At 74.8% G+C, this 15,381-nt stretch carries 13 protein-coding genes; 7 read left to right on the forward strand and 6 right to left on the reverse strand.

The genetic code is table 11. The features are described 5' to 3' along the window. Positions 1 to 74: 74 nt before the first annotated feature. The 4 genes from ACIQ8B_RS07710 to ACIQ8B_RS07725 are packed head-to-tail and all read right to left on the reverse strand — an operon-like array spanning position 75 to position 4,743. Positions 75 to 1,178 carry a hypothetical protein gene (locus tag ACIQ8B_RS07710; protein ID WP_290011626.1) on the reverse strand — a complete coding sequence of 368 codons (1,104 nt, stop codon included), beginning with the start codon at positions 1,176 to 1,178 and terminating at the stop codon, positions 75 to 77. Positions 1,179 to 1,220: 42 nt separating this feature from the next. After that, the gene (locus ACIQ8B_RS07715) at positions 1,221 to 2,156 is read right to left on the reverse strand and encodes an N-acetylneuraminate synthase family protein (RefSeq protein ID WP_106412759.1); all 936 of its coding nucleotides are present in this window, start codon (positions 2,154 to 2,156) and stop codon (positions 1,221 to 1,223) included. 14 nt (positions 2,157 to 2,170) lie between these two features. Continuing rightward, positions 2,171 to 3,394, reverse strand: a complete 1,224-nt coding sequence (locus tag ACIQ8B_RS07720) for a cytidylyltransferase domain-containing protein (protein ID WP_403546005.1) — start codon at positions 3,392 to 3,394, stop codon at positions 2,171 to 2,173. 32 nt (positions 3,395 to 3,426) lie between these two features. After that, positions 3,427 to 4,743, reverse strand: coding sequence for a DUF6716 putative glycosyltransferase (locus ACIQ8B_RS07725; RefSeq protein ID WP_403546007.1), 1,317 nt, complete (start codon positions 4,741 to 4,743; stop codon positions 3,427 to 3,429). 198 nt (positions 4,744 to 4,941) lie between these two features. Between ACIQ8B_RS07725 and ACIQ8B_RS07730 the strand changes: the two genes are divergently transcribed. The 6 genes from ACIQ8B_RS07730 to ACIQ8B_RS07755 all read left to right on the forward strand — a co-directional run bounded on the left by ACIQ8B_RS07730 (position 4,942) and on the right by ACIQ8B_RS07755 (position 12,397). After that, complete coding sequence (locus tag ACIQ8B_RS07730) at positions 4,942 to 5,931, forward strand: glycosyltransferase family 2 protein (protein ID WP_403546009.1); 990 nt, start codon at positions 4,942 to 4,944, stop codon at positions 5,929 to 5,931. Then, entirely contained in the window at positions 5,928 to 7,370 is a 1,443-nt protein-coding gene (locus ACIQ8B_RS07735) for a polysialyltransferase family glycosyltransferase (protein WP_403546011.1), read from the forward strand. The genes ACIQ8B_RS07730 and ACIQ8B_RS07735 overlap by 4 nt, the downstream gene beginning before the upstream one ends. Positions 7,371 to 7,902: 532 nt before the next feature. Next, positions 7,903 to 8,868, forward strand: coding sequence for a glycosyltransferase family 2 protein (locus ACIQ8B_RS07740; RefSeq protein ID WP_403546013.1), 966 nt, complete (start codon positions 7,903 to 7,905; stop codon positions 8,866 to 8,868). Between the two features lie 3 nt (positions 8,869 to 8,871). Further along, positions 8,872 to 10,224 carry a polysialyltransferase family glycosyltransferase gene (locus ACIQ8B_RS07745; protein WP_290011632.1) on the forward strand — a complete coding sequence of 451 codons (1,353 nt, stop codon included), beginning with the start codon at positions 8,872 to 8,874 and terminating at the stop codon, positions 10,222 to 10,224. Positions 10,225 to 10,338: 114 nt separating this feature from the next. Beyond that, positions 10,339 to 11,427: an acyltransferase gene (locus tag ACIQ8B_RS07750; RefSeq protein ID WP_290011633.1), complete on the forward strand. Its 1,089-nt coding sequence runs from the start codon at positions 10,339 to 10,341 to the stop codon at positions 11,425 to 11,427. Between the two features lie 52 nt (positions 11,428 to 11,479). Beyond that, positions 11,480 to 12,397: a class I SAM-dependent methyltransferase gene (locus tag ACIQ8B_RS07755; protein WP_290011634.1), complete on the forward strand. Its 918-nt coding sequence runs from the start codon at positions 11,480 to 11,482 to the stop codon at positions 12,395 to 12,397. On the opposite strand, the gene ACIQ8B_RS07760 is transcribed toward ACIQ8B_RS07755, so the two are convergent. Next, positions 12,398 to 13,048, reverse strand: coding sequence for a TetR/AcrR family transcriptional regulator C-terminal domain-containing protein (locus ACIQ8B_RS07760; protein WP_403546016.1), 651 nt, complete (start codon positions 13,046 to 13,048; stop codon positions 12,398 to 12,400). Positions 13,049 to 13,119: 71 nt separating this feature from the next. Between ACIQ8B_RS07760 and ACIQ8B_RS07765 the strand changes: the two genes are divergently transcribed. Then, positions 13,120 to 14,520 (forward strand): FAD-dependent monooxygenase, encoded by a 1,401-nt coding sequence (locus ACIQ8B_RS07765; RefSeq protein WP_403546018.1) that lies wholly within the window; start codon positions 13,120 to 13,122, stop codon positions 14,518 to 14,520. 31 nt (positions 14,521 to 14,551) lie between these two features. Here ACIQ8B_RS07765 and leuE read toward each other — a convergent pair whose 3' ends face one another. Then, complete coding sequence (leuE, locus tag ACIQ8B_RS07770; RefSeq protein WP_403546020.1) at positions 14,552 to 15,202, reverse strand: leucine efflux protein LeuE; 651 nt, start codon at positions 15,200 to 15,202, stop codon at positions 14,552 to 14,554. Positions 15,203 to 15,381 lie beyond the last annotated feature (179 nt).

The following is a 15,381-nucleotide window of genomic DNA, read 5'->3' on the forward strand; positions in this document are numbered from 1 at the left end:
GCTCGGCCCAACCCACGCTGACCGGTTCATCCGGCGGACAGCGGGCGCCGGGCCCGGGTGGGTCCGGGGCGGGTTCAGCAGGGGCGCGGGGCCGCCGGGCCGGGATCCGTGCGGCGGTGCGGGGCGACGGCGCGCAGCTGGTGGGCGTCCCGCGCGGTGCCGGCGACGTCGGCGAGGAAGCCCCGGGCGCGCGGGGAGGCGTGGGCGGTGAGCCACGCCGGGTCGATGTCGCACACCTCGATCCGCACATCTGTGCCGGCCAGGGCGAGCGGCAGGGTGTGGACGACGGTGGAGGGGAAGCTGACGACCGTACGGCCGACGGGACCGCGGCGGGCGACCAGTTCGAGGGGCAGCTCGGGGCGGACGATCTCCAGGCCGGTCTCCACGGCCAGCCGGTGCAGCTTCTCGGTGGTCTCGCGGCGGTGCGCGAAGTAGCGCCGGGCGCCGTGCGTCCGGGCGAGGACGCCGACCGCCCGCACGTAGGCGTCGGCGTCCACCACGCCCGTCTCCACCAGGGAGGTGCCCACCAGGTCGGCGCCCCGGGTGACGCGCGGCGGTCCGAAGCGGTCGCGGGTCCAGGCGAAGGTGTGGGCGCGGACGGTGACGCCGGGCGGGACGTCCGCCATCGGCATGGAGGTGAAGACCTCCACCGTGCGGTCCTCGCCGGGGGTGAGCCGGCGCCGGGCGGCGGCGGACACCGGGGCGAGGACCAGGTCGCGGGGGCCGGGGCGGCCGCCCTTGCGGTGCCAGCGCACCAGGCGTTCGCCGCGGGCGAGCTGGCCGGCGAACTCCATGGTCGCCGTGCCGTCGTCGACGACCACCACCTCGGGGGCCCGGGTGATGGTCAGCAGCAGTTGCACGTACCGGGAGAACGGGTCGCCGAGGACGACCCGCCGGGCCCGGCGCAGCGGCGCGGCGAGGCCGCCTATGGTGCGCAGCGGGGCGCCCGCTCCCCCGCGCGCCTCCTCCCAGCGGACGTCGTGCCCCTCCTCGCGGGCCAGCTCCGCCATGCGGCGGAGCTGGCCGCGGGTCATCGGGTCGACCGGGGACAGCACGACGAGTGCGAGTCCCGCGCCGGGCGCGTGGGCGTGCGCCCACTCCAGCACGTTGAGCAGCTGTACCGGGCTCTCCACGAAGGCGAGCGTGCGGGGGCCGGTGCGGCCGGCGCGGGGGCTCATCGACGTACGACCGTTCCCGTCGTAGGGGTGGGTGGGGGCGGGTCAGACGGCCACGGGCTCGCCGGCGGCCGTGGCGATCTCCGCCTCGGCGACGACACCGGCCACGCGGCGCAGCTTCTTCATCGGGCCGAGCTCGGAGTCGTAGACCTTCTTCACGCCGTCGCCGAGGGAGGCCTCGATGGTGCGGATGTCGCGGACCAGGCGGGCCAGGCCCTGCGGCTCGACGGAGGCGGCCTGGTCGGAGCCCCACATGGCGCGGTCGAGGGTGATGTGCCGCTCGACGAAGCAGGCGCCGAGGGCGACCGCGGCGAGGGTGGTCTGCAGGCCGGTCTCGTGGCCGGAGTAGCCGATCGGGACGTTCGGGTACTCCTGCTGGAGGGTGTGGATGACCCGCAGGTTCAGCTCCTCCGCCTTCGCCGGGTAGGTGGAGGTGGCGTGGCAGAGCAGGATGTTGTCGCTGCCCAGCACCTCGACGGCGTGGCGGATCTGCTTCGGGGTGGACATGCCGGTGGAGAGGATGACCGTGCGGCCGGTGGCGCGCAGTTCGCGCAGCAGCTCGTCGTCGGTCAGGGAGGCGGAGGCCACCTTGTGGGCGGGCACGTCGAACTTCTCCAGGAAGGCGACGGCCTCGGTGTCCCACGGGGAGGCGAACCAGTCGATGCCCTTCTCCTTGCAGTAGGCGTCGATCTGCCGGTACTCGTCCTCGCCGAACTCCACGCGGTGCCGGTAGTCGATGTACGTCATCCGGCCCCAGGGGGTGTCGCGCTCGATGTCCCACTGGTCGCGCGGGGTGCAGATCTCCGGGGTGCGCTTCTGGAACTTGACGGCGTCGCAGCCGGCCTCGGCGGCGGCGTCGATCAGCTTGAAGGCGTTCTCGAGGTCGCCGTTGTGGTTGATGCCGATCTCGCCGGTGACGTAGACGGGGCGGCCGGGGCCGGCCTCGCGGGAACCGAGGGTGCGGATACGGGAGTCGCTCATGACCAGGGGTTTCCTTACTGGGGGAGGGTTTCGAGAGAGGGACCGAGGATCCAGCCGGCGATCTCTCGGATCGCGCCGTCACCGCCGGGGAGGGTGGTGACCGCGCGGGCGGCGCCGCGTACGGCGTCGTGGGCGCTCGCGACCGCCACGGGCCAGCCGACGAGGGCGAAGCACGGGAGGTCGTTGACGTCGTTGCCGACGTAGAGCACGCGCTCGGGCGCGATGCCCTGCTCCTCGCACCACTGCTTGAGGGCGAGGTCCTTGCGGTCGACGCCGTGCAGCACGGGGAGCTTCAGCTTGCGTGCGCGGGCGGCGACGACCGGGTTCTGCTCGGTGGACAGGATCAGCAGCTTCAGGCCGCTGCGGCGCAGGGCGGCGACGCCGAGGCCGTCGCCGCGGTGCACGGAGACGAACTCCCGTCCGTCCGCGTCGATCAGCACCCGGTCGTCGGTCTGGGTGCCGTCGAAGTCGAGGACCACCGCGTCGATGTCACCGGCGGTGGGCAGGCCGGTCCGGCCGGCGTCGAGGAGCGGCGCGAGGGCGCGGGCCCGTGCGAGGTCGTGCGGGTCGTCGACCTCCAGGACGCGCGCCGGGTCGGTGCGCACGAGGTCGGTGCGGCCGAAGAAGCGGTGGCCGTGCTCGCGCAGGCCGGCGGCGTCCATGGCGTAGGCGGCGCCGGTCTCCAGGAAGTCCTGGGGGCGGTCCTGGCGGCGGGGGCGGACGGCCTTGTCATGGTTGACGCCGTGTCCGCCGCCGGCCGCCGGGTCGCCGCTGCCGGGGCCGTGACGCCAGACGAAGCCGTGGAAGGGGGCGACCGTCACCGCCGTGTCGGCGCCGCCGTGGGCGACCGCGGCGGCCACCCCGTCGACGTCCTCGCGGGTGAGGAAGGGGCTGGTGCACTGCACGAGCAGGACGACGTCCACCCGCGCGCCGTGCAGCGCCTCGTAGGCGTCCAGGGCGTGCAGCACGGCCGCCTCGGAGGTGGCGGTGTCCCCGGCGAGGTCCGCGGGCCGCGGCACGACCTCGGCGCCCGCCTGCCGCGCGGTCTCGGCGATGGCCGCGTCGTCGGTGGAGACCACCACGTCCGTGACGTGCCGGGCGGCGCGGCACTCCCGTACGGCGCGGGCCACCAGGGGCACGCCGCCGACGGGGGCGAGGTTCTTCGCGGGGACGCCCTTGGAGCCGCCGCGTGCGGGTATCACGGCGAGCACCCGGCGGGCCGCCGGAGAGTCGGACATGGGGTCAGCTCCTCGAAGGGGGGTCGGGGCGGTCACAGCTCGCCCATCCGGCGGATCGCGGGAGCCACGCGCTGCACGCCGTGGCGGTAGGCGCCGCGTGCGGTGCGGCGCACGATCCGCCGGACCGGCCCGGGGTCCCGGCCTGCGGCGGGCGCGCCGGGCAGCGGCGTCCCGTCGGGGCCGAGGTGGTGGCGGGCGAGGATGCCGGGCAGGTAGCCGGGCGCGGTGACGGGCGTGTAGTACGGGGTGAGCGGCGGGAGTCCGCCGGGCTCGTCGAGCAGCTCGGCGATGCGGGCGCGGGCCGCGTCGAAGGCCGTCGCGTACGAGCCGTCCGCCGCGACGCCCTGGCGGGCCAGCCACTCCTCGTCGGGCACCGGGCGGTGTCCGGCGTCGAGCTGGTCCCAGGAGGCGAGGCAGCCGGAGCCCACGAAGTGGTGGTTGCCGAGCGCCTCGCGGATGCCGAGGTCGGTGAGGACGGCGGTGGGGACGCGCCGGTGCAGCGCCTCCAGGGCGGCCGTCGAGCTGACGGTGACGAGGAGGTCGGTGCGGTCCAGGACCTCGCCCATGTGCCCGTAGACCAGGCGCAGGTTGGCGGGGAGGGCGAGGCCGCGGGCCAGCTTCTGGTAGGGCAGTTCCTCGATGTGCGTGGTGTGTTCGCCGGGCCGGGAGCGCAGCTTCAGCAGCACCTCGCGCTCGGGGTGGCGGCGGGCGTGCTCGACCAGCCGGTTCAGCAGGTACGTGCGGTCCGCGCGGGTGTCCGGCACGGACGGCTGGGCGGCGAACACCACCCGGTAGGGCTCGTGGTCGCCGGTGTGGGGCGCGCCGCCGAGGAACGGCAGCGCGACCTCGGTGACCGCGTCGGCGTCGGCGCCGACCCCCTCGTAGACGGCGCGGAAACGCTCCGCGTCCTGGCGGGAGTTGGCCAGCACCAGGTCGGCGCCGTGGCGCAGCAGCAGACCGTCGGTGAGCTTCTCGTAGACGACGCCGACGTAGCCGGTGACGACGACGGGACGGCGGGGCCGGCCGGCCCAGACGCGTCCCAGCCCGTGCAGCATCGCCTGCACCCCGCCGCCGACCAGCGCGAGCACGAGAACGTCGTACGACCCGTACGTCTCCTCGCGCAGGGCGTGCAGGAACTCGGTCGCGGTGACCTCCCGCAGGGAGTCCGCGCGGACGCCGACCTCGCCGAGCTGGCGGGCGGTGGGCGTGGCGCGGCCCCGCAGCAGATATCCGTCCAGGCGGATGTCGCGCGGCGCGATGCGTTTCGCGGTGAGCGTGCCCCATTTCCAGCGGGTGTCGGAATCCGCGAGGACCGCCACCCTGAGGGGCTTCGTTGCACTTGCTGGCACACCGGAGAAGTTAGGAAGCGAATTCCGCGAACGGCCCAACCGCGCCTCAACGAAACGTTAACAACACCCCACCGAGAGCCGAACCCGGCCGGGAAAATGGCGGAGTCAGACGCGATCCACCGGACCGACACACGGAGTTCACCGCCCGTACGGCCGGCGGACGGAAAGCGCTCCGGGCGGTCTCCTAATGTTTTCCGGGTGCCGAAGCTTTCCGTGATCGTGCCTTTTCGCAATGTCCGTCCGTACGCGCAGGACGCGCTCAGAAGTCTGCGCGCGAATGCCCGCGCGGATTTCGAGTTCGTCCTGGTCGACGACGGTTCGGAGGACGACACCCCGGTACTCGTCGAGCGGGCCGCCGAGGAGCTGGCCCGTGTCGCGCGGGTCCGTCACATCCGCCGGGAGCGCGCCGGCGGGATCGCCACCGCGCGCAACACCGGCCTGGACGCGGCGGGCGGCGAGTACCTGACCTTCCTGGACGGCGACGACTGGTACGCCCCCGGCCACCTGTCCCGGCTGGTCGCCGCGGCGGAGGAGCTGGGCTGCGACTTCCTGCGCACCGACCACGTACGGGTCACCGGGCGTGCCCGGACCGTGCACCGGGCGCCGGTCGGGCCGCGGGACGAGGTGCTGGACCCGCGGGCGGCGATCCTGCCCGCCGACCGGACCACCGCGGTGGACTACCCGCAGGCGTGGGCCGGCGTCTACCACCGGCGGCTGCTGGAGCGGGGGCTGCTGCACTTCCCCGACGGGCTGCGCACCGCCGAGGACCGGCCGTGGATCTGGCGGCTGCACCGGGAGGCGGAGTCGTTCGCCGTGGTGGGCCTGCTGGGCGTGTTCTACCGCAAGGGCGTCGCCTCCTCCCTCACCCGGATCGGGGACGAACGGCAACTGGACTTCGTCCCCGCCTTCGACCGGGTGGTGGCGGAGACGGCGGCGGACCGGGACGCGGACCGGCTGCTGCCGAAGGCGGTGCGGACGTACTGCGCGGTGATCGACCGTCATCTGGCCGAGCGGGACAAGTTCGAGCCGGCGGTGGCCTCACGGCTGCGGACGCTGTGCGCGGACGCGTTGCGGCGGCTGCCGCGGGACGTGCTGGACGAGGTGCTGGACTCGATGGACGCCGGGCGGGCGTCGCGGCTGCGGCGGCTGCGGCGGGCGCCGCTGCGCGCGGGGAAGGGGGCCGCGTGAGGACCGCCGGCACGCAGATCTTCTGTGCGGCCACTCCGTCGGCGGTCGTCGTGATGGCGGCCGCGGTCGAGGCGGGGCTGCTGCCGGACGCGGGGTGCCGGATGCTGCTGGTGTGCGACGACGCGCCGGTGCCGGAGGCGGCCCCGCCGTGGGACGAGGTGCCGGGCTTCGCCCGGCTGCGCGCCCGCTTCGACGCGGTGCTGTCCTGGAACGAGGCGATACGGCCCTTCCACCCGGCGGTCTGGACGCCCCGCACGGAGGACGTCCCGCTGCTCGAACGGCACGTCCGGCGGCTGTGGGCGCTCGGGGACGACCGCGTGGAGCTGGTCCTGGGCGCCCCGGACGCCCCGCCGGCGCAGGCGGTGGCCCGCGTGTTCACGGGCGCGCCCCTGCACGTCTGCGCGGGCGGACCGGCGGACTACGGGCCCACACGGGGCAAGCTCGACCCGCTGATCGGCACGCGGGTGCGGCAGGTGCTGCACCTCGACCTGGTGCCGGGCCTGACACCGCTGCTGCTGAGCGAGTTCGGGGCGCCGGCGCGGGCGGTGCCGGCGGAGGCCTTCCGGGCGGTGGCGGGTGAGATCGCCTCGGCGGTGAAGGGCGTACCGGAGGGGGCGGCGCTGGTGGCCGGACAGTGTCTCTCCGCCCTCGGGATCACCGACCCGGGCGGGGAGGACGCGCTGCACGCGGAGATGGTGCGGGCGGCGGCCGGACGCGGCCACCGCCACGTGGTGTTCGCGCCCCACCCCGCCTCCCCGGTCCGGCACGGCAGCGCGCCGCGGGCCGAGGCGGAACGCCTGGGCGTGGACCTCACGGTCCTGGACACCCCCGTCCCGGCGGAGGCGCTGTACGAGGCGTGCCGCCCGGCGCTGGTCGTCGGCTGCTCGTCGACCGCCTTGTTCACGGCGTCCGCCCTGTACGGCCTCCCGGTCGCCCGCGTCGGCACGGAGCGCCTGCTGGACCGGCTGACGCCGTATCACCATCCGCACCGGGTCGCCCTGGTCCTGGCGGAGGCGGTGCTGCCGGGGGCGGAGTCCGGGGCGGGGCCTGCGCTGCCGGAGGCGGGCACGGTGCCCGGTGCCGGGTCCGGCGGTGAAGTCGCACGGGTCGAGGGCGGCGACACGCCGCCGGTCCCGCGCGGCGGCGGGGACGCGCCCGCGGGTCCTCGGCCCGCCGCCGGGAACGGGGCCGCCGGCGACGGTCTGCGGGGGCTTCTGAGCACCCTCGCCTTCACCGTGCGGCCGCAGGTGCATCCTTCGCTGCGTGCCGTCGCGGAGCGGTATCTCGCGGCGGGGGCGTGGGACCGGCGGTGGTTTCCGCGGAGGCGGCTCACCGCGTTGGGGTTGCCGGGGGGTGTGCCGAGGCAGGTGGTGTTCCTGTCGCGGAGCCGGATCGCCCGGCGGATGGTGCGGCGGGTGCGCACGGCCGTGCGGGGCTGAACGATGTCACAGGCCGTCCCGCGCGCGGCGGGGACGCGTCCCTCCGCCGGTCACCACGGTGCCGGGGGCCCGCCCCGGCCCGGCGGGGCGAAGGCGCCCAGAAGTGTCCGGGTATCCGCGCCGGGTCCGGCCGGGTGCCGTCTGCGTGCGAACACCCGGACGCGGGTCGGCTGTTGGCCGATGACTGTTCACCGGATGTCCACCCGGACGCCATCGGCGGACCGCCGTGCCGGGGCACATTCGGCGTCCGGAGCGAGGACGGTCCCGCACCCGAAGCTCGCCTGCTTCCTGTCCGGCACCGGCCGCGAGGAGCGGGGACCGCCGGTGCACGACCGGGACCTCGGCCCGCTGTTCCCGGAGCGGGCGTCCGCGGTCCTCGACCACCACCCGGCCGCCGTGGCGGACGTGAACGCCGCGCAGCGGCCCCTGTGGGAGACCACGCGGGCGGACCTCGACGAGCTGAGGGAGGTGTTCGGCCCGGCCCGAGCCACCGCGACCGCCGCCGCTTCCCGTCCCGAAAGAGAGAAACCCCGTGCCGAAACTGTCCGTCGTCGTCCCAATGCACAACGTGGAGGCGTTCGCGGAGAGCACCCTGCGCAGTCTCGCCGCCAACGCGCACCCGGACGTCGAGTTCCTGATCGTCGACGACTGCTCCACGGACGCCACGCCCTGGGTGATCGACCGGTGGGCGGAGAGGCTGCCGGGCACGCGGGTGATCCGGCACGACACCAACCGGGGGATCGCCCAGGCGCGGAACTCCGGCATCGACGCGGCCGACGGGGAGTACCTCGCCTTCCTCGACGGCGACGACTGGTACGGCCCGGGGCATCTCGCCGCGATGGTGCGGGCGATGGACGAGCTGGGCTGCGACTTCGCCCGCACGGATCATGTGCAGGCCACCGGCACCGAGCGGGTGGTCAAGCGGCCCCCGGCCCCGGTGCGGAACGCGGTGATGGACCCGCGCGACGGGATCACGCCCGTCGACACGGAGACCATGGTCGACTACCCGTTCGTCTGGGCGGGCATCTACCGCCGCCGTCTCTTCGACGACGGCGGGATGCGCTTCGTCACCGAACTGCGCACCGCCGAGGACCGGCTGTGGATCTGGCGGCTGCACCTGACGGCGCGCACCTACGCGTCCCTCGGACTGCACGGGGTGTTCTACCGGCGGGGCGTCGCGACCTCCCTCACCCAGATCAAGGACTCCCGCCAGCTCGACTTCATCCCGGCGTACGACCTGCTGCTGCGGGACGTGCAGGGCGACCCGGAGTGCGACCGCTTCCTCCCGAAGGCCGTCCGCACCTACTGCGCCATGATCGCCTTCCACCTCGGCAAGGCGGACGCGTACGAGCCGTCGGCGGCCCGGCGGCTGCGGCAGGAGGCGCGGGAGGCGCTGCTGCGCATGCCCCAGCACGCGCTGGAGGAGACCCTGACCACCATCGACAGCACCCGGAGCAGGCTCCTCGGCCGCCTGCGCGACGGGCGGAAGGCTGCCTGACCCATGCACCGCACCACGCAGATGTTCCAGGTCTCGACCCTCTACGGCGCCGCCACCCTGGCCGCGGCGCTGGACGCGGGCCTGTTCGGACCGCGCGGCCAGGCCCGCCGGATCCTTCTGGTCTCGCACAACGCGGCCGTCCCGGAGACCGCGCTGCGCCTGGACGAGATGCACGGCTACGGCCCGCTGGCCGCCCGCTTCGACACGGTGGTGAGCTGGAACGAGGCGATCAGCCCGTACCACCCGAGCGCCTGGGGCCCGCGCGGCGCGGACACGGTGCTGTGGCAGCGGGCGCTGCGGCTGCTGTGGGACATCGACGAGGACGAACGGGTCGATCTGGCCGTCGAGTCGATCCAGGCCAACCCGGCCCGCGCGCTGGTCGCGATCTTCTCCGAGGCGTCCGTCGACGTCTACGCGGACGGTCTGATGAGCTACGGCCCGACCCGGGAGAGGCTGCCGCTGACCCTCGGCCGGCGCGTCCGGCGGCTGCTCCACCTCGACCTGGTCCCCGGGCTGCGGCCGCTGCTGCTGTCCGAGTACGGCGTGGAGCCGGTGATCGTGCCGGACGGGGCGTTCCGCGCGGTGCTGGACGAGGTCGCCCGGGAGGCGGCGGACGACCCGCTCCTCGCGCCCGTGCGCGAGGAGCGGCCGACGGCCGTGCTGCTCGGCCAGTACCTGGCGGCGATCGACATCCTGAGCGCGCGCGAGGAGGAGGACCTGCACGTGCGCATGCTCACCGGGGCCGTGCGCGCCGGGCACCGCTCGATCGTCTTCAAGCCCCACCCGACCGCCCCCGCCGGCTACTCGGCGGCGCTGCACAAGGCGGCGGCCGACGCGGGCGTGCGGCTCACCGTGCTGGACGCGCCGCTGCTCGCGGAGACGCTGTACCACCACGCCCGGCCCGAGCTGGTCGTCGGCTGCTTCTCCACGGCGATGGTGACCGCGTCCGCCTACTACGACGTGCCGGTGGCGCGGGTGGGGACGGCCCTGGTGCTGGACCGGCTGCGGCCGTACCAGAACAGCAACCGGATACCGCTGACGCTGGTCGACCATCTGGTGCCGGACCTGGAGCGGGACGAGACCCCGGCCGTGCTGGGCGCGGCGCCCGCGTCGCTGGAGCCGCTGGTGCGGACCATGGGCTTCTGCATGCAGCCCCGGACGTATCCGGCGCTGCGGGGGCCCGCGGAGGAGTGGCTGCGCGCCCACCTCGCGGACAGTCCCGCCCCGTACTTCCCCGCCCTGCGCCTGGCCGAGCTGGGGCTGCCCGGCAGCAGTCCCGCCACCCGGGCGCGGGTCCGCGCGGCGCGCGCCCGGCGGAAGGTGGGGCGGGCGGTCCGCGGTACCCGGAAGCGGTGACGCGGGGCCGCCGCGCCGTTCCCGGCGGTCCCGCGTGCCACCGGGAACCCACCGGCCACGGGCGCGCCACCGTCCCGTCAACTCCCGTACATGCCAGGGGTGCACGGTTGCGCGGTGACCGACGACATCGCCGTACGCATGCCGCAGCAGAAGAGCGGCACCGGCTCTCCCCCGGCGCGGACCGCCGCGCGGGAGCACCGTTACGACATCGACCTTCTGCGGCTGGTCTGCTCCGCGACCATCATGGTGGGCCACGTCGGCGCCCTGTTCATCCACGCCACCGGCAACGACCCGGCGAACGGCGCCGGCTCCTACTGGGCGGGCCACGTCGCCGAGGCGGTCAACCCGTTCGCCGTCCCGGTGTACTTCGCGGTCGCCGGCTGGGCGGTGCTCGTGGGGGCGCCTCCGCGCGACGGCGCGCACATGCGGCGGCGGATCGTCCACAACCTCGTGCCGCTCTTCGTGTGGACAGGCGTCTACCTGACGTGGGCCTGGCTGCGCGACCGCAACGAGCGGCCCATGACGGAGCTGGCGGCGGACTCCCTCTTCGGCTCGGTGCGGCCCGCCTACCACCTGTGGTTCATGTACAACTACATCCCGGTGATCGCGCTGCTGGCCTTCGTGGTCCTGCTGCGGTCCGGCCGTCGCCCCTGGGGGCTGGGCGCGGCGCTGCTCGGCATCGCGGTGACGCCCAGCGTGCTGACCACGGCCGCCGAGGTGACGGGCCGGGAGATGCCCGCCTCCTCCTGGGGTTTCGCCTTCTACGCGATCGTCTACGCGGTGGGCGGGGCGCTGCTGCTGTCCCTGCCGGCCGGGACGGTACGGCCGCGGTGGCCGCTGTTCGTGCTGCTGCCGCTCTCCATGGCCGGGGCGCTCTGGTACAACACGCGGGTCCACTACGTGATGCCCAACGCGCACCTGTTCGTCGCCGTCATGTGCGTCTGCGTCCTGCTGCTGGTCAGCAGGGTGCGGGTGCCGGAGCGGTGGCGGCCGGCGCTGCGGAGACTGGCCGGCGCGGCGCTCGGCGCGTACATGGTGCACGTGCTGTTCGTCGAGGAGATCGCCGCCCCCCTCGTGTCGCCGGACCTGAGCGGACCCGCGGCCGCGCTGCTGCTGGCCGGTCTGCTGGTCACGGTGATGACCCTGTCGTTCGCCGCCAGCCTCCTGTGGGGCCGGCTGAACCTGCGCCGCCTGCTCGGCTGACGCCGCGCCGGCCCTCCCGACCGCCCTCCGACGGATCGAGGTCCCCGTGCCCTTGAACAGCCACGCCCTGCTGACCAGTTCCCCCGCCCGGCGGCTGCTGCGGCCGGTCGCCGACCTCGTCGACCGGCGCATCGAACGGCGGCTGCGCGCCGTGGAGGCCGCGGGCCGGGAGCGGCTGCGGGAGATCGCCGGGACGGTGGAGCGCCAGCAGCTCACCCTCGACCTGCTGCTCGGCCCCGCCGGGCGCGGCCTGTCCCGGGTGGTGTCGCCGGGACCGCTGGGCCGGCTGCACGCGGAGGTGGCGGAGCTGGCCGGGGACCGGGACGCCGCCGTGCGCAACGTCGCCACGGCCTACCGGCTGCTGGTCGGCCTGGAGTCGCTCGGGGCCGGGCGGATCGCCGGGGGCACGATGAACATCTGCGGCAAGCTCGGCACGATCCCCCTGCTGGACCCGCCGAACGACGAGGTGCTGGAGATCGGCACGCTCCACGGCATGTTCTGCGCGGGGCTGATCCGGATGCTGGAGCGCGACGGCCGTGAGCCGTCCGTGACGATCGTCGACCCGTTCGCCGGGATCCAGCTCCAGCCCGGCACACCCCGCCGCTCGGACCCGTCCGGCACCCCGGTCGACGCGCGCACGGTGCGGACCAACCTCGCCCTGGCCGGTCCGGCCGGCCTGGCCGCGCGGATCGAGCGGGGTTTCTCGCAGGACCCCGCGGTCCGCGCCGCCGTCTCGGACCGCCGCTACGGTGTGATCGTCGTCGACGGCGACCATTCGGCCGAGGGCGTCGCGGGCGATCTGCGGTGGGCGGAGGAGATCGCCGCCCCGGGCGGGATCGTCGTGCTGGACGACTTCGGCGACCCCAAGTGGCCGGGGGTCGCCGAGGCCCTGGAGGCCCACCTGGCGGGCGCCACCCGCTTCACGTACCTCGGGAAGGCAGCCCTGTCGGCGTTCCTGCGCGCGGACTGATCAACTCGGCCCGTAGCGGGCCTCGATGCCGGCGACGATCAGGGCGAGGCCCTCCTCGAAGTGCTCGTCGTAGTCGCCGAAGAGGGCGGCTCCGGCCTCGGCTGCGAGCGGCCGGCCGGCCATCGCGCGGGCGCGTTCCTCGACGTCGAAGCCCGCACGGCGCTCCCCCGGGCGCGGTTCGACGCCCTGCTCCTCGGCCACGAAGCCGAGCGTGTAGAGGAACGTCGTCTGGAGCGCCCGTACCGCCTGGGTGAGGGTGAGCCCCGCGGACGTGAGCAGACGGAGGTCGGCCTCCTGCTGCTCGGCGTGCTCCAGGCCGGTGAAACGGGTGCCGCTGAACACCTTGGCGCCGTCGCGGTAGCCGAGCAGCGTCCGGCGCAGCACCCGGTTGACCCTGAGCAAGCGCTCCCGCCAGCCGTCGTCCGGATCGGGTTCCGCCCCGTCGAGCATCCGGCGGAACATCTCGGTCGCCATCTCGTCCAGCAGCGCCTGCTTGTCCTTGAAGTGCCAGTAGAGGGCGGGCGCCTTGACGTCCAGTTCCCTGGCGATGGCGCGCAGGGTCAGGCCGTCCAGGCCGACCTCGTTCAGCAACTCCAGTGCCGTCCCCACGACCCGTCGGCGGTCCAGCGGCGCGCGTCGTTCGGTGCTCACGCTTGACAACTTAACACCGTTAGGGAGACGCTCGGACGGCGGATCACTTAACGCTGTTAAGGAGGCGGACCGTGAACGACACCTCTGTCCTGATCGTGGGCGCGGGACCGACCGGACTCACCCTCGGCATCGACCTCGCCCGGCGCGGAGTGCCGGCGCTGGTCGTGGAGCGGGAGGACGGACTGTTCCCCGGATCGCGCGGCAAGGGCCTCCAGCCGCGCACGATGGAGGTCTTCGACGACCTCGGCGTGCTCGACCGGGTGCGGGCGGGCGGCGGCCGCTACCCGGTCGGGATGCTCTGGCGCGACGGGAAGCGGCTGGGCGAGCACCACCTGGCGGACCCGGTGGAGCCCACCGAGGAGGCGCCGTACGAGGGCTGGATGGTGCCGCAGTGGCGCACCCAGCGGATCCTGCTGGACCGGCTGGAGGAGCTGGGCGGCAAGGTCGCCCACGGCCGCGAGGTCACCGGCGTCGCCCAGGACGAGGACGGCGTGACCGCCCACTTCGCCTCCGGGCCGCCGCTGCGCGCCGCCTGCCTGGTCGCCGCGGACGGGGGACGCTCGGCGGTGCGCCGGGCGGTCGGCGCCGGCATGACCGGCGAGGCGGTGGACCCGCTGCCGATGCTGGTGGCGGACGTGCGGATCACCGGCCTGGACCGCGACCACTGGCACATGTTCCCGCCCCGCGCGGGCCGGGACGCGTTCCTCACCCTCTGCCCGCTCGCCGGGACGGACGACTTCCAGCTGGTCGCCCGGTTCGGCGAGGGCGCCCGGGCGGACCTCTCCCCCGACGCGGTGCGGCGGATCGTGGCCGACCGTACGCACCTCGCCGCCGAGGACGTCACGGACGTGCTGTGGGCCTCCGGCTTCCGGCCGCGCGCCGCACTCGCCGACCGCTTCCGCACCGGCCGGGTGTTCCTCGCGGGCGACGCGGCGCACGTGCACTCCCCGGCCGGCGGCCAGGGCCTCAACACCTCCGTGCAGGACGCCTACAACCTGGGCTGGAAGCTGGGCGCGGTGCTGTGCGACGGGGCGGACCCGGCGCTCCTCGACACCTACGAGGAGGAGCGGCGGGCGGTCGCCGCGGACATGCTCGGCCTGTCCACCCGCATCCACCGGGGCGAGGCCGGGCGCGGCGGGGCCACCCTGCAACTGGACCTGGGGTACCGCGACTCCTCGCTCACCGCGGAGACGCGTACGGAGCCCGGCCCGGTGCGCGCGGGCGACCGGGCGCCGGACGGCCGGGCGGACGGCGTGCGCCTCTTCGACGCCTTCCGGGGGCCGCACTGGACCCTGCTGGCGCTGGGCAGGGACGCCCCCGAACCGCCCGCGGGCGTCCGGCTGGTGCGCGGCCCGTCCCACCGGACGTACGGCACGGGCCTGTTCCTGGTCCGCCCGGACGGCTACGTGGGCTGGGCCGGGGACACCCCGGACGGGCTCGGCGCCTACCTCGCCCGGTTCGGCCGGCGCTGACGGCGCGCCCGGGCCATGAATCCCGTACGCCCTACGCGCTCGCCGTCGACAGCTTCACCGCGAAGCCCAGGAACAGGGCGCCGGCCGCCGAGGTGGCGCCCGCCGACAGCCGGCGGCGACGGCGGAACGCGGCGGCCAGCCGGGTACCGCCGAAGATCAGCGCGCTGAGGTAGAGCACGCTGGCGATCTGGGCGAGCGCGCCGAGCACCACGAAGGAGAGCGCCGGGTAGGCGTAGGCCGGGTCGACGAACTGCACGAAGAAGGCGATGAAGAACAGGATCGCCTTCGGGTTGAGCAGGCTGACCACCAGCGCCCGGCGGAACGGACGCTCACCGGGCGTCCCGGCGGCGGAGGTCCGCTCCGCGCGCTCCTCCCCGCGGGTGCGCCACATGCCCCACGCGGCGCGCAGCATCCCGACGGCCAGCCAGGCCAGATAACCGGCGCCGGCGTACTTCACGATGCCGAACAGCACGGCGTTCGCCTGGAGCAGGGAGGCGACCCCGGCGGCCGACAGCGTCATCAGGACGGCGTCCCCGCACCAGACGCCGGCGGCGGCCGTGTAGCCGGCTCGAACCCCGCGGCGGGCGGCGACGGACAGGACGTACAGCGAGTTGGGCCCCGGCAGCAGGATGATCAGCACCAGGCCCGCCAGGTAGGTGGGAAGGTCGACGACACCGAACATGGCAAGGAGTGTCGCACGCCGTGCGACCCTCCTTGGCCCCGTCCCGGCCTGCGGGAGCGATGCTCAGAAGGCGTCGCTCGGCACGTACGTGCCCCACACCTCGCGCAGGGCGTTGCAGACCTCGCCGATGGTGGCCCGTGCTTTGAGGGCGTCTTTCATGGGGTGGAGGACGTTGTCGT

Source organism: Streptomyces sp. NPDC096105 (assembly GCF_044763335.1).
Taxonomy (GTDB): Bacteria; Actinomycetota; Actinomycetes; order Streptomycetales; family Streptomycetaceae; genus Streptomyces.